This window comes from Actinoplanes subglobosus (assembly GCF_042650585.1).
Taxonomy (GTDB): domain Bacteria; phylum Actinomycetota; class Actinomycetes; order Mycobacteriales; family Micromonosporaceae; genus Actinoplanes; species Actinoplanes subglobosus.
Map to the genome: position 1 here is coordinate 66260 of NZ_JBHSBL010000001.1, position 18069 is coordinate 84328.

An 18069-nucleotide genomic window follows, 5' to 3' on the forward strand; every position below is an offset into this window, starting at 1 on the left:
GGCCGGTCCGGGACGAAGCTGAGACCCTCAGGCCAGGGTGATCCTCGTCCAGGAGACCTGTGGCAGCGTGATCGTCACGATGTTGCCGCTGATGGACGCCGTGTCGTTGGGGCGCGGGGTCACCCGGTCCGGTTCGGTCAGGGTGTTCGCGGCGTACGGATCGTCGTCCCAGATGCCGGTGGCGGTGGCCGACGACAGCTCCGGGAAACCGGTCAGGTCGACGGTCACCGTGGCCGGGCCGGTGGTGTCCCGGTTCTGCAGGAACAGGTGCACCGTGCCGCCGTCGTCGACCGTGGCGGCCGCCGCGACCGCGGGCACCTCGCCGTACCGCTTGGTCGTGACGGTCCCGGCGTCGATGGTGACGGCGAGTGCCGTACCCCGGGCTGCCCGGGAGGTGAGGGAGAACGGGAAGAACGTGGTCTGGCGCCAGGCGGGACCACCCGGCTCGGTCATGATCGGCGCGATCACGTTGACCAGCTGGGCGAGCGACGCCGAGGTGACCCGGTCGGCGTGGTTGAGCAGGGTGATGAGCAGCCCGCCGACGGTGACCGCGTCGGCGACCGTGTAGACGTCCTCCAGCAGGCGCGGCGCCACCGGCCAGTCGCCGATGTCGAAGGTGCCCTCCTGCGCGTTCCAGCGGGTGAAATACCAGACGTTCCACTCGTCGAAGGAGATCTGGATGCGCTTCCCGGAGCGTTTGACCGCCCGGACATGGTCGGCGGTGGCCACGACCTCCTCGATGAAGGCGGCCATGTCCACCCCCGAGGCGAGGAAGCTGCCCAGGTCGCCGTCGGTCTCCTGGTAGTAGGCGTGGCAGGAGATGTACTCGACGTCGTCGTAGGTGTGCTCCAGAACCGTGCGCTCCCACGCGCCGAAGGTGGGCATGTTCCGGCCGGACGAGCCGCACACCACGAACTGGAGACGGTTGTCGACCAGCCGCATCGCCTTCGCCACCTGCGAGGCGAGCTTGCCGTAGTCGTCGGCGGAGCGGTGCCCGACCTGCCACGGGCCGTCCATCTCGTTGCCGAGGCACCACATGGTCACCCCGAACGGCTCCTCGCGCCCGTTCGCCCGGCGCTGGTCGGAGCGCGTGGTTCCGGACGGAACATTGGTGTACTCGAGCAGGTCCAGGGCCTCCGGCACGCCGCGGGTGCCGAGGTTGACGGCCAGCATCAGCTCGCCGCCGACCAGGTCGAGCCACTGCTGGAACTCGTGCAGCCCGACCCGGTTGGTCTCGGTCGAGTGCCACGCCAGGTCGAGCCGCCGGGGCCGCTCGCCGGCCGGGCCGACGCCGTCCTCCCACCGGTGGTTGGAGACGAAGTTGCCACCGGGGTAGCGGATCGTGGTCACCCCCAGCTCCCGGACCAGCTCGACCACGTCACGCCGGAAACCGTCCGGCCCGGCCGTGGGATGCCCGGGCTCGTGGATTCCGTCGTAGATGTGCCGGCCGAGATGTTCGACGAAACCACCGAACAGCCGCCGGTCCACCGCGCCGACCCGGAACGCCGGGTGCAGTGTGAGATGGGCACGGGTCACGCGGGAACTCCTTCACGTCCGACCTTGATCAAGAAAGACTATGTACCCGTGACATCGTTTCGCACCGAACTGGCCTCCCCCCAGCCGGGCCGCGGCAGTCTGCCCGCCCGCGCCCACCTGCGCTCCGACGCGCCCCGTCAGTCGCTCGACGGCACCTGGCGGGTCCGGGCGCTCCCCGGCGGCGACTGGTCGGAGGTCCGGGTTCCCGGGCATCTGCCGCTCCAGGGCCACGGCTCGCCGATCTACGCCAACGTGCAGTTCCCGTTCCCGGTCGACCCGCCGCACCCGCCGGACGACAACCCGGTCCACGAGCACCGGCGCGAGTTCGAGGCCGACCCGGCGGTGCTGGCGCATCCGTCGGCCCTGCGCTTCGAGGGGGTCGACGGCGCCGCGACGGTGTGGCTCAACGACGTCGAACTCGGCACCGTCCGCGGCAGCCGCCTGACGCACGAGTTCGACACCACCGACGTGCTCCGCGCGGGCGTGAACGTGCTGGTGGTACGCCTGGCCCAGTGGTCGGCGCACAGCTACCTCGAAGACCAGGACATGTGGTGGATGCCCGGCATCTTCCGGAGCGTCACCCTGCTCGCGCGCCCGTCGGGCGGCCTCCGCGACGTCTTCGTGCACACCACCTACGACCACCGCGACGGCTCCGGCACGCTGCGGGTCGAGGCCGGCAGCGATGCGGTGGTCACCGTCAGCGTCCCGTCTCTCGGCCGCGACGACCTGGGCGCGGGGCAGACCCATCACTTCCGGTCCGTTCGTCCCTGGACCGCGGAGACCCCTTCGCTGTACGACGTCCGCGTCCACACCCCGGCTGAGGCGGTCACCCTGCGCATCGGTTTCAGGTCGGTGCACGTCGACGACGCGACCCTGATGCTCAACGGCCGGCCCCTGCTCCTGCGCGGCGTCAACCGGCACGAACACCACCCCCTGCACGGCCGGACCGTCGACCTCGACACCGCCCGGGCCGAGTTGCTGCTCATGAAAGAGCACAACATCAACGCGGTACGCACGTCGCACTACCCGCCGCAGGCGGACTTCCTGGACCTCACCGACGAACTCGGCCTCTACGTGATGGTCGAGAACGACCTGGAGACCCACGGTTTCGAGCTCAACGACTGGCGCGGCAACCCGAGCGACGACCCGCAGTGGCACGACGCCTACCTGGACCGGATGCGCCGCACCGTGGAACGCGACAAGAACCACGCCAGCGTGCTGTTCTGGTCGCTCGGCAACGAGGCCGGCACCGGCGTCAACCTCGACGCGATCGCCGAGTGGACGAGACAACGCGACCCGGAGCGGCTCGTCCACTACGAGGGCGACCGCCGCAGCCTGCACGTGGACGTCTACTCCCGGATGTACGCGACGACCGGCGAGGTCGAGCGGATCGGCGCGTTCACCGAACCCGAGGACGACCACCGGCGCGAGCTGCCGTTCCTGCTCTGCGAGTACGCGCACGCCATGGGCAACGGGCCGGGCGGTCTCAGCGAGTACCAGGAGCTGTTCCACCGCTACCCGCGGCTGGCGGGCGGGTTCATCTGGGAGTGGGTGGAACACGCGCTGCACGGCGGGACCACGGACGACGGGCGGACGATCCAGCTCTACGGCGGCGACTTCGGCGAGACGGTGCACGACGGCAGCTTCGTCATCGACGGACTCGTCCACGCCGACCGCACCCCGGGGCCGGGACTGGCCGACGTGGCCCGGGTGTTCGCGCCGGTCGGGCTCACCATCGACGCCGAGCGGTCCACCCTGACGATCGTCAACCGATACCACAGCCTCGACCTGTCCCACCTGGACGCCGGTTTCCCGCTCCCGGACGTCCCCGCGGGCGCGACCGCGACCATACCCCTGAAGGTGCCGTCGACCACCCCGTCGACCATCTCGCTACGGGACCGGGCCGACGGCCGGGAGGTGGCCTGGACACAGCACGTCCCACCCCGTCCACCCGCCACCATCGTCCCGTCAGCCGTCCCGTCACCCGATCTGCGGCTCGGGCCCGCTGTGTTCGATCCGCGGACCGGCATGCCGGTGCGGCTCGGCGATCTCGACCTGCACGACGTGGCGGTGAGTCTGTGGCGGGCGCCGACCGAGAATGATCGCGGCATCGGCTGGGAGGAGCGCGACCTTCCGTCGATGGCCGATCGGTGGTCCGCGGCCCGTCTCGCCGATCTGCGGACCCGCCTGATCGACGTCACGGCCGACGGCGCCGCGCTCGTCGTACGTACCCGCAGCGGCCCGCCGGTGATCGACGCCGGTGTCGACGCGATCTGGCGGTGGACGAGCGACGGCGCCGCGCTCGCCCTGGACCTGACGATCGAGCCCTACGGGCAGTGGCCGTGCGAATGGGCCCGGGCCGGTGTCGACCTGCGCCTGGACCGGCCGACCACCCGGGTGACGTGGGCCGGCTGGGGTCCCGGCCCGCAGTACCCGGACACCGGCCAGGGGGCCCGCTACGGCACCTTCACCGCGGGCCGGGACGAGTTCGCGGTCCGTACCGTCCGCCCACAGGAACACGGCGCCCGCCGCATCGACGACGCCACCGTCGACCTCGGCGGGATCGGCGTGCGGGTACGCGGGGTGGACGTGCCGCTGACGGTACGGCCATGGTCCCGCGGGGTGATCGCCATGACCGGTCACGATCATGAGCTGCCGATTGCCACGTCGACGTGGATCTCCCTGGACGCGGCCACCTCCGGCGTCGGGACGGCGTCATGCGGCCAGGGTGTGCTCCCGGCCTACCGCCTCCAGCCGTCCGCCCAGCGCCTGCGCGTCATCCTCCAGCAGCACTGACATCCGGGGTGCCGTGTCCCGGGCCGGTCCGGCGGGGGTCCGCCGAGGCCGGCCCGGGACGTGGCCGTGGGGTCAGCAGCCGATGCGGGAGCCGCTGACGGCCACGTCGTCGTAGTACAGGGTGTCGGCGCCCTCGCCGTAGCTCTCCCAGCCGAGCCGCAGATCGGTGAGCCGCGGCCGGTAGGTGCGGTTGAGCCACTGCCCGTCGATGTCGTGCGTGGCCACCCCGTCCTGCAGCAGGCCCGGCACCGACACCCCGTCGAGCCAGGTCTCCATCGTCCCGTCCGTGCCGTTCACCTTGAACTCCACGCAGGACCAGACGTTCACCGGCAGCGGCCGGGACAGCGCGACACCGGCCGGGCTCTGCTCGGGCAGCGTCGCGTCGTCGGAGGCGCGGTTCCACTGGAGCGCGCCGTTCTGCCCGCCGAACCGCAGATCACGGTCGCCGTCGGCGGCGTCGCGCAGCGCGACCATGGTGATGTGCGAGGCGGGCAGGGCGGTGGTGTGCCGCACCCAGTAGCGGACGTGCAGGGTGCTGCCGGCCGCGGCGAGCAGTGCTGTGTTGCGGACGAAGACGTGGTTGCAGTACCCGGCGGCGCCACCGACCCGCAGCGACGTGGACCCGCTGTGGGCGACGCTCCTGTCGACGGTGGCCGTCCCGGCGCCCTGGCAATCGGGGTAGGTCACCGCCCAGTCCCCGGCCGGTGCACCGGCCGCCTGGCTCTCGAAGCCGTCACAGAGCGCCCCGCTCGAACAGGCCGGTGCGGGGCTGGACGGGGCCGGGCTGGACGGCGCCGGGCTCGACGGGGCCGGACTGGACGGGGCGGGGCTGGACGGCGCCGGGCTCGACGGGGCCGGGCTCGACGGCGGGACGTCCCCCGCGCAGGACACCCCGTTGAGGGCGAAGTCGGTGGGCTTGACGTTGGCCCCGGAGTAGGCCGCCTGGAACCCGAACGACGCCGAGGCGCCGGTCGGCAGGTTGCCGTTCCAGTTCACGTTGGCGGCGGTGACCTTCTGGCCGGCCTGGGAGACCTGGGCGTTCCACCCGTTGGTGACGGTCTGGTTGCCGGCGAAGGTCCAGGTCAGACTCCAGGAGGTGACGGCCGCCCCGGTGTTGGTGAGCTTGACGTCGGCGGTGAACCCGGTCGCCCACTGGTTGACGGCGAAGTCGACGCTACAGACGGCGGCGGCGTGCGCGGCGGGCACCCGCAGCCCGGCGACGATGCCACCGGACGCGACGGCCACCGCCAGGGCGGTGAGGACGGAACGGAGACGCATGGGGGATATCTCCTCGGGGAACGGAGAGAGCGTGGGAGCGCTCCCATATATCGAGGATCGTACATCCCCCAAGCCCATGGTGGACGGCCGCGCCGTCCACCATGGGCGCCGGTCACCTCAGGCGGTCCGGCAGGTCAGCGCGGGCCAGGACCAGTTGCCACCGTGCTGGACGGTGAACCCGAACGAGTTGCCGTTGCCGTTCGGCCGGCCGGTCATGACGTTGCCGCTGGAGTCCCAGGTGGCACTGACGTTCCAGGTGGCGATGATGCGCTGCGGCGAGGAGACCGTCACGGTGACGATCCAGTTGGAGCTACCGGTGACGGTGACCTGGCCGTTGAAGCGGTCGTTCCACTTCTGGCCCTCGCTGTAGGTAGCGGTGCAGCCGCTCCCGCCGGGCGAACCCGAAGGGCTGGGGCTCGGGCCACCCGACGACTCACCCGGGTTGGGCTGGCCGGTGTTCAGCTGGGCGAGCACCGCGTCGTACGCCGCCTTCTTCTGGCCGTTGCCGTTGAACAGCAGCGGGGTGCCGGACGCACGCCACGAGTCGCTGTCGCGGACGCCCCACACGGTGATGCCGTTGCACCGGGTCACCGCCAGGCAGGCCTGGACGATGCCGCGGTACTGGTCGGCCTGGCTCGTCCCGGAGCCCTCGATGTCGAGCTCGGTGATCTGCACGTCGACGCCGAGGTCGGCGAAGTTCTGCAGGGTGGTGTGGTAGTTGCTCGGCACCGGGTTGCCGGAGTTGAAGTGCGCCTGGAAGCCGACGCAGTCGATCGGCACGCCGCGCGACTTGAAGTCCTGGACCATCCGGTAGACGGCCTGCGTCTTCGCGTGCGACCAGTTGTCGGTGTTGTAGTCGTTGTAGCAGAGCTTGGCGTTCGGGTCGGCCGCCCGCGCGGCCCGGAACGCGGCCTCGATCCAGTCGTTGCCGGTGCGCTGCAGGTTGGAGTCGCGGCGGGCACCGGAGGAGCCGTCGGCGAAGGCCTCGTTCACCACGTCCCAGGCGTAGATCTTGCCCCGGTAGTAGGTCGCGACCCGGGTGACGTGGTTGAGCATCGCCGACCGCAGCGAGGAGCCCTCCATGCGCTGCATCCAGCCCGGCTGCTGGGAGTGCCAGGCGAGGGTGTGGCCGCGGAGCCGCTTGCCGTTGTTGAGGGCCCAGTTGGCGATCTGGTCGCCGGAGCCGAAGGTGAACTGGTTCTGGTTCGGCTCGGTCGCGTCGAGCTTCATCTCGTTCTCGGCCGAGATCATGTTGAACTCGCGGTTCGCGATCGTCGTGTACTGCGAGTCGCTCAGTCGGCTGCCGGCGATCGCGGTGCCGAAGTATCGGCCACGCTCGGCGGCGGACGCACCGAGCGTCGACGCGGCGCTGGACGTGCCGGGCCACAGGACGGCGGTGGTGGCCGTCATGGCGACGAGCACGCCGGTGACGGCGAGGGCCCGCCAGCGGCGCCGGATGTTCGGTTCGTTCATAGGGGATGAGCCTCCTCGGCCGTGGGGAACGGGTCTTCCGAAACTTCCGGAAACCTATCGGAAGTTAGTCGGGATCCTACGTCGACATTTGTTCGGCAGATAGATGACAGCCGCTGCCAAAACGTCGAAAGAAATCCGGAACTATCGATTGGAAAATCGTTATGCCGGCGACCGCTGCGGAGTCGGTGGTGGCGAGATTCGCGCGAACATGTCCGAAGCTGTTTTCTTCTGTTGACTTCCGGCATGTAAATAGTTCAGTGTGTTTGCAATGTGCCATTGATCGAGGGGAAACAATCGATGCCGCGATTGCTCTGGAGACCTCTGCTCGCCACCGTCCTGCTGACCCTCTCCGCCCTCGTGGCGCCCGCCGGTCCCGCCTCGGCCGCGGCGGCCGCAGTGCACGGGCTCAAGGGGGAGTACTTCCGGATGTCCGCCCCGGGCGCCCGTGACTTCCCCGGCGCCGGGCTCGGCGGGATCGTGCTCGACCCGAACATCGACCTGCCGGGGCTGGCCGGGACGTTCGAGTCGCTGACCGGGCGCACCGAGCACACGACCGCCCGCTGGACCGGGAAGATCACCGCCCCGGCCACCGGTGACTACACGTTCCACATGATCGGCGACAACGGATTCCGCTTCCTGATCGACGAGCGGCCGGTGATCGACCACTGGGTCGGTGACTGGGACCGCGAGCAGGTCAGTGCGGCCGTGCCGCTGGTGGCGGGGGAGGCGCACACCGTACGCATCGAGATGTTCCAGGATGTCGGCGGCGCCAATCTGTTCCTGCGCTGGTCGGGCGCCGGCCTCGACAAGCAGATCGTCCCGGAGAGCGCTTTCACGCCGCCGGACGGATTCCAGATCTTCCCGGTCGCGTTCGGCGTCGAGCCCGACGGCAGGACACTGATCGCCGACTTCGACGCCACCGTGGACGACCTCGGCACGCTCGCCCAGCACCTCAAGGTGGAGGTCGACACGACCGCCTTCCCGATCGCGAGCGTCCGGAAGAAGCGGGACAAGGTCGTCGTCACCCTCGGTGAGAAGGTGCAGAAGAACCAGAAGGTCCGGGTCGCCTACGACGGCACCGGTGGCCTGGTCGTCGGCGGCGAGACCGTCCCGCAGACCATCCGCTCGGCCGCCAACGACTCCACGCACCGGCTCACCACGCCGTGGGGTGACCGGGTCGACGAGCGCCACCCGCTGCCGGAGTACCCGCGCCCGCAACTGATCCGCAAGGACTGGCTCAACCTCAACGGGCCGTGGGAGTTCGCCGGTGCCGAGGCCGGTGAGCAGCCGGTCTTCGGCGCGAAGCTGCCCGAGAAGATCATCGTGCCGTTCCCGGTCGAGTCGCAGCTGTCCGGCATCGAGCGGCGCGAGGACCACATGTTCTACCGCAGGCTCGTCACCGTCCCGGGCGGCTGGACGGGCAAGCGGATCAAGCTGAACTTCGGCGCCGTCGACTACCAGGCGAAGGTCTGGGTCAACGGCACACTCGTGGCCGAGCACACCGGCGGCTACACCGCCTTCACCGCCGACATCACCGGCGCGCTCAAGGGGCACGGCCGGCAGGAGATCATCGTCGGGGTCACCGACGTCACCGGGCCGGACCAGCCGAAGGGCAAGCAGTCGCTCAACCCCGGCGGCATCGTCTACGAGCCGTCGTCGGGCATCTGGCAGACGGTCTGGCTGGAGCCGGTCGCCGTGGCCGGGATCGACGGCCTCGTCCTCACCCCGGACGTCGCGACCGGATCGGTCAAGGTGAGGATCGATGCGACCTCCGTCGAGTCGGCGACAATCACCGTCAAGGACAAAAAGGGCAAATCGGTGGGTACGGCTAGAGGTCGAGCCAATACCGACCTCACCGTCAAGATCGCCAAGCCGCGACTCTGGAGCACCGACGACCCGTACCTGTACGACGTCGACGTGAAGCTGGGCGGCGACACCGTCCGCGGCTACTTCGGACTGCGTGAGGTGGCCGTACAACAGGTCGGTGGTTTCCCGAAGTTGACTTTGAATGGCAAGCCGGTCTTCTCGCTGGCCACTCTGGACCAGGGGTTCTGGCCGGACGGCCTCTACACCCAGCCCAGCGACGCCGCCCTGAGGTTCGACCTGGTCGAGACGAAGAAGCTCGGCTTCAACGCGGTCCGCAAGCACATCAAGGTCGAGTCCGCCCGCTGGTACCGGCACGCCGACGAACTGGGCCTGCTTGTCTGGCAGGACTTCGTGTCGGCCGACATCACCGGCACCGCCGGTCAGAAGGCGTTCCTCAGCCAGGGCCGGGAGATGATGCGCCAGCTGCACAACTTCCCGTCGATCATCGGCTGGATCGTCTTCAACGAGGGCTGGGGCGAGTGGGACCGCGCCGCCACCGGCCGGATCGCCGAGCAGATCAAGTCCGAGGACCCGACCCGGATCCTCAACGCGCACAGCGGTGTGAACTGCTGCAACTCCAAGGGCGACTCCGGTGAGGGCGACGTGATCGACCATCACGACTACGTCAACAACGACCCGGCCTTCCCGGACGCGACCCGCATCGCGATGGACGGCGAGCACGGCGGCTTCACGCTGCGCACCCCCGGGCACATGTGGCCCGGCCCGCCGGCCGTCATCTACAGCGGCGTCGCCGACAAGGCGGCCCTGACCGCCAAGTACGTCGACAACACCGAGCGGTACTACCTGGAGGCCGCGGCCAACGAGCTGTCCGGCTCGGTCTACACCCAGATCACCGACCTGGAGACCGAGCTCAACGGCCTCTGGACCTACGACCGCCGGGAGATCAAGGTCGACCCCCAGGCGGTACGGGCGGTCAACGCCCGTGTCATCGCGGCCGGAGCGGCGTCGGGGCAGACCCGGACGTACCCCGGCCACGGCGACTGGAACCTGGACGAGAACAGCGGCACCACCGCCCGCGACAGCGGCGGCGACAGCCACCTGACCCTCACCGGGAACACCGCGTGGACGCCCGGCGTGACCGGGTCGGCGCTGAGGTTCGACGGTGACGGTGACCACGCCGACACCGCGGCGCCTGTCCTCGACACCACGAAGGACTACACGGTCAGCGCCTGGGTGACGCTCGACAAGCTGCCCGGCAACTACGCGACGGTCGTCAGCCAGGACGGCCGCCGCACCGAGAACCCCTTCTACCTGCAGTACGGCCAGGGCGCCTTCGCCTTCAGCACGCCCGGTGGCAACCGGGCCCGCCTGGTGACGACGCCCGAGCTGAACCGCTGGTACCACCTGGCCGGGGTCCGCGACCACGCCACCGGCCAGATCCGGCTCTACGTCGACGGCGTCCGCGTCGCCACCGTCGCGGCCGGCCCCGACGTGGTCAGCACCGGGCCGCTGTCGGTGGGACGGGCCAGGTACGCCGGGAACCGGGTCGACTTCTGGTCCGGCGCCATCGACGGGGTGCACGCGATCGACCGCGCCCTGACCGACGAGGAGATCAGCGCGCTCCACCAGGCGCGCTGACCACGGGCCGGCGCCTCAGTCCTTGAGGCGCCGGCTCAACTCCTCGGCGAGCCGGGTGTTCAGATCGGCCAGCTGCTGGTCGGTGAGCGTGCCCAGGTCGCCGGTCTGGCCCTGCTGCGCCTGCTCCTGCTGCTTCTTCTGCTCCTCGATGCGCTTGAGCTCCTGCTCCTCGGCCGAGCCGGGCGCCGCGTACGCACACCGGATCAACACGCCCTCGGCCGTCTGCAGGCAGGTCGCCTCCCGGCCGTTCACCTGGCCACGGCCCACCACCCGGTAACGGATGCTCTGCCGGCTGCCGATCGTGGCGGTCCACGTGGTCCCGCCGGTCGGCACCACCTCGAACACCTCGTCCCCGTTCCAGCAGCAGGCGTCCCGGTACTCGGCCTTGATCAGCGCCACCACTGCCTCCGGCGACGACCACGTCGGGTTCAGCCGGTGCACCGTCATCGGGGCGAGGTCCAGACCGGTGTGCCGGGTCGGCACCGTGGACACGGCCACCACCGAACTCGCCTCGCCCTGCGGGGTGAGCGGTGTGACGTAGGCGCTGCTCGTGCCGTTGGTGTAACGCAGCGTGAACTCGGAGTTGTTGTCCTCGTTGGTGCCGTCGTCGGAGGCGTCCCAGCCGCCGCGCTCGAACCACCAGTCGGCGAAGCCGCCCACCGCGGCCGTGCCCTCACGCTGACGGGCGGCGAGACTGATCGGATAGGTCGACCCGGGGATCGAGGCCGTGTCGGTGGTGACGGTCAGCTGACCGGTGTGCCCGTTGTAGACCGCCGCCCCGGCCGGCCGCTCGGTCACCGTCAGCACCCCGACTTGCCGTTTCAACGGCACCACCACCATCGGGGTGTCGCCCGCGCAGTACACGTAGACGTCCCGCTCGTCGAACCGGACCCACCGCTGCTCGGCCGAGATCCGGCGCCCCAGGTTGTGGCCGAACCAGCCGCCGACCCGCGCGCCGGCCGCGTCGAGGTCGAAGGCACACCGCTGCGTGCTCCGGCCGTTGCTGCCCAGCGGCACCTCCTGGACCAGGCCCACCTCGTACCCGGCGAGCCAGCCGCGCCGTTCCACCAGGGTCCCGAACCGGTCCGTGTCCGGCAGATAGGTGATGTCGACGATCTCGCCGGTCACGTCACCCAGGTTCGGCGCGGCCTGGGCCTCACCGACCACATAGGGCGCGCGCGCCGCCAGACCCGGCACCGGGTCGTCGACCACCCGCATGGCCGACGCGTAGTCGCGGTCCTGCAGATACGAGTTGACGACGAGCCAGCCGACGCCGAGCACCAGCCCGATCACCAGGCCCAGCCAGCCCGTGGCCACCCCGAACCGGGCCCCGGCCGCGGCGAGCGCGGCGACCAGCACCGCCAGCACCAGCCAGGGAGTCAGATTGCGCAGTTCCCACACCGCGATCGTGGTGACGTAGGAGGCCCACCAGAGCAACAGGACGGTCACCGCCAGGACCGGAAGACCCCACCACAGCGCACGACCCACCGGAACCCCCTCGCCACGTCGTGGAGGCTCCGATTCTGGTGCACCGTGTCCAGTCCGGAGCAGGTCAGGATCGCGAGCCGTCGCTCCGGCAGGTCATGCGCGGCCGTTGAGGTCGCTGGGCCACGGCTCTCAGCGGCCCGTCACGGTCAGGGCGGCGTCCACGATCGACGCCGTGTCGATGCCGTGCAGCCGGTAGGCGTCGGCCAGGCTCGACGACTGACCGAACTCCGTCACGCCGAGGCACCGGATCCGGTCGCCGCGGACCGCGCCGAGGAACGCCAGCGTGTGCGGATGACCGTCGAGCACGGTGACCAGCGGCGTGCGGGGCCCCTCCGGGAACAGCTCGGCCAGGATGTCGCCGCCCACGCCCGCGTCCCGGGCACCCCGCTGCTGGAACGACCGGAACACCAGATCCGGACTGGTCAGGCAGACCACACCGGCGTTCACCCCGGCCGCGGCCAGCGACCGGGCGGCGGCGATCACCTCCGGCATGATCGCGCCCACCCCGACGAGGGTGACGTCCTCCGCCTCCGCCGCGTGCTCCGCGGGCAGCCGGTAGCCACCCGCGACCGCCTGCCGGCGGCGCCGCTCCCGCAGGGCCGGGTCGTCCGGCACGGCCGCCGCCAGCGGGTCGATCGGCCGGGTGGAGAGCCGGAAGTACGCCGAGGTGCCGCCCCGCACACCCACCCGGTCCATCGCGTGCAGGAAGCACCACTCCAGGTCCTGCGCGAACGCCGGCTCCCACGCGACACAACCCGGCTGCTCCAGCCCGATCGACGGCGTGGTGATCGACTGGTGCGCGCCGCCCTCCGGCGCCAGGGTCACCCCGGACGGCGTGCCCACCAGGATCGACTGGCCGCCCGCGTAGATGCCGTAGGACCACGGCTCCAGCGCCCGGGACACGAACGGGTCGTAGAGCGTCGCGATCGGGATGAGCCGCTCGCCCCACCGCGACCACGTGGCGCCCAGCTCACCCAGCAGCGACACCAGGTTGACCTCGGCGATGCCCAGCTCGATGTGCTGGCCGTCGCGGTTCTCCTGCCAGCGCAGCACCCGCTCGGCGTCGTCGGCGAACCAGTCGTGCCGGTCCTGCACCGCCCAGACACCGGTCTTGTTGATCCAGCCGCCCAGGTTGGTGGACGACGCCACGTCGGGGGAGCAGGTGACCACCCGGGCGGCCGCCGACGGGGCGTCCCTGGGCAGGTCGGCCAGCAGCCGGCCGAGCGCGGCCTGCGTGCTGATCGGCTTGCGGTACGGATGCCCCAGCTGGGCCGGAACGGTCACCGGTGCCGGTGCGGCGACCGGCTCGCGGCGCAGCGCCCGCCCCCGGTCGGCGCACAGCCGCGCGGCCGCGGTGCCGTCGGCGAACCGCTGCCACGGCGCGGCCCGGTCCACACCGGACGACGCGGCCAGCACGTCCATCTGCGCGCCGGTCAGCAGGGCCGAGTGGTTGTTGGGATGCCCCTCGGTCGGCAGGCCGCGGCCCTTCACGGTGTAGGCGAACACCACCGTCGGCCGGTCCGCGTCGACCGTCCGGAACGTGTCGACGAGCAGCCCGATGTCGTGGCCGCCCAGGTCGCGGACGGCGGCGGCCAGCTCGGCCGGGTCGATCTCGTCCAGCAGCGCCTTCAGCTCCGGCGCGCCCGGCAGCGCGTCACCGGCGGCGAGGATCCGCTCGGCCGTCTGCGCCGGGCCGGCCCGCAGCATTCGCTGGTACTCCTCGTTGGGCATCGCCTCCAGCCGGGCCCGCAGCACCTGCCCGCCGGGCCGCTCGAACAGCTCGGAGATGATCCGCCCCCACTTGAGGACGACGACCTGCCAGCCGGCGGCGGCGAACATGCCCTGCAGCTTGGCGATCTGGATGTCCGGCACCACCCGGTCCAGGGACTGCCGGTTCAGGTCGACGACCCAGAGCAGCTCGCCCATCCGCGCGACGGCCGGGTCCATCACCGCCTCCCAGATCGCGCCCTCGTCGAGCTCGGCGTCACCGAGCAGGCTGACGAACCGGCCGCCCGCGGGGGTGCCGGCGAACCGCGAGGCCAGATAACGGTGCGCCATCGCCGCCCACAGTGCGGCGGTCGCGCCGATCCCGACCGAACCGGTGGAGAAGTCGACCGTGTCCGGATCCTTCAACCGGGAGGGGTACGACTGGAGGCCACCCTTCTCCCGCAGCCTCGGCAGGTACGACTCGTCGAGGTCGCCCAGCAGGTAGTTGACGGCGTGCAGCACCGGCGACGCGTGCGGCTTGACCGACACCCGGTCGGCCGCGGTCAGCTCGGCGAACCACAGGGCCACCATGATGTCGACCATCGAGGCGCTGGACGCCTGGTGGCCGCCGACCTTCACCCCGGAGTCGTTGGGCCGGCCGGCGTTGGCGGCGTCGACGATCGACGCCGACAGCCACAGCACCCGGCGGGCGATCTCCCGCAGCACGTCGACGTCGGGGGCGGGGTGGGTCATGACGGTCTCCGGATCGGGCTGGTGAGGGCGCGGTCGAGGTCGGTGATCAGGTCGTCGGCGTGCTCCAGGCCGACCGAGAGCCGGACCAGGTCGGCCGACGGGCGGGCGTGCGCCGCCACCGGCCGGTGGGTGAGCGCGGCCGGGTGCTGGATCAGCGAGTCCACCCCGCCGAGCGAGACGGCGTGGGTGAACAGCCGGGTGCCGGTGGTCAGGCGGCAGGCGGCCTCGAAACCGCCGCGCAGCGCGACCCCGATCATCGCGCCCGGCCCGCGCTGCTGCCGGCAGAGCAGGCCGCGCGGGTCGCCGTCGAGGCCGGGATAGTGCACGCGGGCGACCGCGGGGTGCCCGGCCAGCCAACCGGCGATCCGGCGCGCGCTGTCCTGCTGGGCGCGCATCCGCACGGGCAGCGTGGTCAGGCCGCGGTGCAGCAGATAGGCGCCCCAGGGGTGCAGCAGGCCACCGGTGACGGCCCGCACCTGGCGCAGCCGCGCGGCGGTCTTCTCGCCGCACGCGATCACCCCGGCGACGACGTCGCCGTGGCCGCCGAGGTATTTGGTCGCGCTGTGCAGGGCCATGGTGGCCCCGAGACTAACCGGATTCTGCAGCACCGGGGTGGCGAAGGTGTTGTCCACCAGCAACGGAACCTCGCCGGCCTGCTCGGCGACGGTGGCGATGTCGACCAGGTCCAGCGTCGGGTTGGCCGGCGTCTCCAGGATCACCAGACCCGTGTCCGGCCGGATCGCCCCGGCGACCTCGTGTTCCGCGCAGAACGTCACCTCGGTGCCGAGCAGGCCGGTGGCCAGCAGATGGTCGGTGCCGCCGTACAGCGGGCGGACCGCCACGACGTGCCGCTTGCCGGTCGTCGTGGTGTGCGCCAGGATCGCCGCGGTCATCGCCGCCATGCCGGACCCGAACGCCGCCGCCGTCCCGGTCCGCTCCAGCTGTGCCAGGGCCGCCTCGAATCGGGCCACCGTCGGGTTCCACAACCGGGCGTAGACGGCGCCGCCGTCGGCCAGCGGATGGCCGCCGGTCGCCATCGCCTCGTAGGACGCGCCGCCCCGGGACGGATCGGGCAGCGGATAGGTCGACGACAGGTCCAGGGGCGGAGCGTGCACGCCGAGGGAGATGAGGTCCTCACGGCCGGCGTGCACGGCCACCGAGTCGCTGTGCAGAGGGCTCGTCATGTCCGTAGGGTTCCGGAATTCGCAACCCGAACATAGAGTCGCCGTCGAATCGGTAACCAGCCGGTCATAATTCGACTTTTTCAGCAGCGAAACAGCGAAGGGGAGCGATCACCTTGCGGAACCCGCAACAGCCGGTCACCCTCGATCACGTCGATCACCAGCTGCTGCGGGCGCTCTCCGACGACGCCGGAGTCACCAACAAGGCGCTCGCCGGCCGCCTGGGCCTGGCCGAGTCGACCTGTGCCTACCGGGTCCGGGCACTGCGCGAGGCCGGCGTCATCACCGGCACCCGCGCCCAGCTCGACCTGGCGCTCCTCGGCCGGCCGCTGCAGGCGATGGTCAAGGTGCGGCTGGGCAGCCACACGATGGCCAACGTCAGCCAGTTGTACGACGCGCTCGCCGCGACACCCGGGGTGCTCCAGGCCTTCCACGTCGCCGGGGCCGACGACTTCTACCTGCACGTGGCCGTCGAGAACGCCGAGGCGTTGCGCGACTTCGTGCTGCGCCACGTCACCAGCCACCGGGTGGTCCGCCAGACCGAGACACACCTGGTCTTCGAGGTCCGCACCGGTGCGGGAGTGCTGCGCACCTGACGTGATGCGCGTGGCTTCCGTCAGCAGCCCAGCCGGCGGGTGCCCAGGGCGAGGTCGTCGATCCACAGGTCGAACGTGCCGGGTGTGGTGCCGGCCTGGTAGAGCTGCCAGCCGATCTTGACGGTGGTCACCGCGGGCAGGACGAACGGCACGCCGGCTCCGCCGTGCTCGGTGGTGGACGCGGTCAGCTCCGGGTTGGCGGCCCCGTCGATCCACACCGCGACCCGGTCGCCGGACCGGTCGAGCATCCACTCGAAGCACTGCCAGGTGTCCTCGGTTACCGGGGCGGACTCCCGCCAGTTCGTCCAGTCGCCGGTCGGCCCGCCGTCGGCGCCGACGCCCCAGAAGGTCCCCGGAACGGTCGGCGCGAACTGCCCGCCGACCGGCCGGACCACCTCGGTGCTCCCCGTCCCGGTCGCCTCCACCAGCGTGAAGTGGGCCCAGTCGGGGGCCGTCGGGAAGGCGTCGACACGCAGTCGCATCCGGCCGAACAGGCGGTCACCGGGCACCGCGAGGTCGTCGACCCGGAGGAAGGCGCGCCCGTTGTCGACGGTGTGCACATGCAGCACCCGGCCCTGGCGGGACCGCTCGACGGTGAGGGTGCCGTTGCGGGTGTCGACGCCCCAGTCGACGGTGGCCGGCCCACCGAGCGGCCGCCGGTCGAAGTCCTCGCAGAAGAGCAGCCCGCGGGTGCAGGATCCGTGACCGGCGGCGCCCGCCACCCCGGCCGGGACACTGCCCGCCACGACGCCGAGCATCGCGGCCGTGACAGCCGCGGCGATGAGCTTGCGCATCATTGCCTCCTAGGTGTGGGAGCGCTCCCGGCATCGTAATCCATCGATGCGTCGCGCCGTCCCGACGCCGCCGGCCGGCGGCGCTAGGCGGTGAGGGGCAGGTAGTAGGCGGCGAAGGTGTCCGGCTCGAAGCCCTCGGCCCGGTAGAGGGCCTGCGCCGTGTGGTTGTCCGGTGCGGTCTGGAGCTGCACCCCGACGGCGCCGGCGGCCCGGGCCTCGGTGGCGCACGCGCGGACCAGGGCGCGGCCGGCGCCGGTGCGGCGGGCGGTGGGGGCGACGAACAGGTCGTTGAGTGTCCACACCGGAGCCATCGAGAGCGACGAGAACGTCGGGTAGACGTTCGCGAACCCGGCCGGTGTGCCGTCGGCGGTGCGCGCCAGCAGGAGCACCGCCTCGCCGCGGTCCTGTCGCTCCCGCAGGAACGCGAGCACCCGCTCGGCCGGTGCCGGCCGCTGATAGAAGTCGAGGTATCCGGCGAACAGCGCGGCCACCTCGGGCATGTCCCCGGCGCCGGCCCGGCTGACCGTGATCATCTCGGTGTTCCTCTCGTCATGACATCGCGACGGGGTCATCCTGCCCGCGCGCCGATCGGGCGGGCGGGCGTGGGCGGTGCCGTACCGCACACCGGGATCCCGGCGAACAGTCACCTATTGTGATAGTCAGTATCGGTGACTACCTTGAGGGTATGACGACAGTTGAACTGACCCGCTTCCGTGTCGAGCCGGCCCGCGTCGAGGAGCTGCTGAGGGCCCGCCCGGCGATGCTCGCCGACTTCCGGGCCGACCGTGCCGGGTTCCTCGGCGCCCGGCTCGTCCGGCTGCCCGGTGACGAGTGGCTGGACATCGTGACCTGGAGCACTCCCGAGGACTTCGCCGCCTCCCGGGCGAAAGGCGCCAACCTTCCCGGTATCGCCGCTTTCTTCGCCGCGATCGCCGCGCTGATCAGTGCCGAGGAGGGTGCAGAGCCGCCGTTTTCGGGCAGCTGAGGCACGGATCCGGGATA

Annotated in this window: 12 protein-coding genes; 4 read left to right on the forward strand and 8 right to left on the reverse strand. The window is 71.2% G+C overall.

Annotated features, from left to right (window positions below; all coding sequences use genetic code 11):
• Nucleotides 1-27: 27 nt before the first annotated feature.
• A complete protein-coding gene (gene arfA, locus ACFO0C_RS00295) occupies nucleotides 28-1536 on the reverse strand; it encodes an arabinosylfuranosidase ArfA (protein WP_378064351.1) in 1509 nt (502 codons plus the stop codon).
• A gap of 48 nt (nucleotides 1537-1584) precedes the next feature.
• Between arfA and ACFO0C_RS00300 the strand changes: the two genes are divergently transcribed.
• A complete protein-coding gene (locus tag ACFO0C_RS00300; RefSeq protein ID WP_378064352.1) occupies nucleotides 1585-4332 on the forward strand; it encodes a glycoside hydrolase family 2 TIM barrel-domain containing protein in 2748 nt (915 codons plus the stop codon).
• Between the two features lie 72 nt (nucleotides 4333-4404).
• On the opposite strand, the gene ACFO0C_RS00305 is transcribed toward ACFO0C_RS00300, so the two are convergent.
• Both ACFO0C_RS00305 and ACFO0C_RS00310 read right to left on the reverse strand, forming a co-directional pair.
• Nucleotides 4405-5610 carry a cellulose-binding domain-containing protein gene (locus tag ACFO0C_RS00305; RefSeq protein WP_378064353.1) on the reverse strand — a complete coding sequence of 402 codons (1206 nt, stop codon included), beginning with the start codon at nucleotides 5608-5610 and terminating at the stop codon, nucleotides 4405-4407.
• A 117-nt stretch (nucleotides 5611-5727) separates the two neighbouring features.
• The gene (locus tag ACFO0C_RS00310) at nucleotides 5728-7083 is read right to left on the reverse strand and encodes an endo-1,4-beta-xylanase (RefSeq protein WP_378064354.1); all 1356 of its coding nucleotides are present in this window, start codon (nucleotides 7081-7083) and stop codon (nucleotides 5728-5730) included.
• 297 nt (nucleotides 7084-7380) lie between these two features.
• On the opposite strand from ACFO0C_RS00310, the gene ACFO0C_RS00315 reads away from it, so the two are divergent.
• Complete coding sequence (locus tag ACFO0C_RS00315; RefSeq protein ID WP_378064355.1) at nucleotides 7381-10548, forward strand: LamG-like jellyroll fold domain-containing protein; 3168 nt, start codon at nucleotides 7381-7383, stop codon at nucleotides 10546-10548.
• A 15-nt stretch (nucleotides 10549-10563) separates the two neighbouring features.
• Here ACFO0C_RS00315 and ACFO0C_RS00320 read toward each other — a convergent pair whose 3' ends face one another.
• The 3 genes from ACFO0C_RS00320 to ACFO0C_RS00330 form a co-directional block, all read right to left on the reverse strand.
• Nucleotides 10564-12036 (reverse strand): hypothetical protein, encoded by a 1473-nt coding sequence (locus ACFO0C_RS00320; RefSeq protein WP_378064356.1) that lies wholly within the window; start codon nucleotides 12034-12036, stop codon nucleotides 10564-10566.
• A 129-nt stretch (nucleotides 12037-12165) separates the two neighbouring features.
• Nucleotides 12166-14496 (reverse strand): transketolase-like TK C-terminal-containing protein, encoded by a 2331-nt coding sequence (locus ACFO0C_RS00325; protein WP_378064357.1) that lies wholly within the window; start codon nucleotides 14494-14496, stop codon nucleotides 12166-12168.
• The gene (locus ACFO0C_RS00330) at nucleotides 14493-15680 is read right to left on the reverse strand and encodes a trans-sulfuration enzyme family protein (RefSeq protein ID WP_378064359.1); all 1188 of its coding nucleotides are present in this window, start codon (nucleotides 15678-15680) and stop codon (nucleotides 14493-14495) included. Before ACFO0C_RS00330 ends, ACFO0C_RS00325 begins: the two co-directional genes overlap by 4 nt.
• A gap of 113 nt (nucleotides 15681-15793) precedes the next feature.
• Between ACFO0C_RS00330 and ACFO0C_RS00335 the strand changes: the two genes are divergently transcribed.
• Nucleotides 15794-16273 carry an Lrp/AsnC family transcriptional regulator gene (locus ACFO0C_RS00335; protein WP_378064360.1) on the forward strand — a complete coding sequence of 160 codons (480 nt, stop codon included), beginning with the start codon at nucleotides 15794-15796 and terminating at the stop codon, nucleotides 16271-16273.
• A 20-nt stretch (nucleotides 16274-16293) separates the two neighbouring features.
• Here the strand turns inward: ACFO0C_RS00335 and ACFO0C_RS00340 are convergent, their stop codons facing one another.
• Both ACFO0C_RS00340 and ACFO0C_RS00345 read right to left on the reverse strand, forming a co-directional pair.
• A complete protein-coding gene (locus ACFO0C_RS00340) occupies nucleotides 16294-17067 on the reverse strand; it encodes a hypothetical protein (protein WP_378064361.1) in 774 nt (257 codons plus the stop codon).
• Between the two features lie 83 nt (nucleotides 17068-17150).
• Complete coding sequence (locus ACFO0C_RS00345; protein ID WP_378064362.1) at nucleotides 17151-17600, reverse strand: GNAT family N-acetyltransferase; 450 nt, start codon at nucleotides 17598-17600, stop codon at nucleotides 17151-17153.
• 152 nt (nucleotides 17601-17752) lie between these two features.
• Between ACFO0C_RS00345 and ACFO0C_RS00350 the strand changes: the two genes are divergently transcribed.
• A complete protein-coding gene (locus ACFO0C_RS00350; RefSeq protein ID WP_378064363.1) occupies nucleotides 17753-18052 on the forward strand; it encodes an antibiotic biosynthesis monooxygenase in 300 nt (99 codons plus the stop codon).
• Nucleotides 18053-18069: the final 17 nt, after the last annotated feature.

Coding starts and splice junctions, on each gene's coding strand:
- ACFO0C_RS00305 (WP_378064353.1), bottom strand. CDS start 5,610: ATGCGTCTCCGTTCCGTCCTCACCGCCCTGGCGGTGGCCGTCGCGTCC.
- ACFO0C_RS00310 (WP_378064354.1), bottom strand. CDS start 7,083: ATGAACGAACCGAACATCCGGCGCCGCTGGCGGGCCCTCGCCGTCACC.
- ACFO0C_RS00315 (WP_378064355.1), top strand. CDS start 7,381: ATGCCGCGATTGCTCTGGAGACCTCTGCTCGCCACCGTCCTGCTGACC.
- ACFO0C_RS00325 (WP_378064357.1), bottom strand. CDS start 14,496: ATGACCCACCCCGCCCCCGACGTCGACGTGCTGCGGGAGATCGCCCGC.
- ACFO0C_RS00330 (WP_378064359.1), bottom strand. CDS start 15,680: ATGACGAGCCCTCTGCACAGCGACTCGGTGGCCGTGCACGCCGGCCGT.
- ACFO0C_RS00340 (WP_378064361.1), bottom strand. CDS start 17,067: ATGCGCAAGCTCATCGCCGCGGCTGTCACGGCCGCGATGCTCGGCGTC.
- ACFO0C_RS00345 (WP_378064362.1), bottom strand. CDS start 17,600: ATGATCACGGTCAGCCGGGCCGGCGCCGGGGACATGCCCGAGGTGGCC.
- ACFO0C_RS00350 (WP_378064363.1), top strand. CDS start 17,753: ATGACGACAGTTGAACTGACCCGCTTCCGTGTCGAGCCGGCCCGCGTC.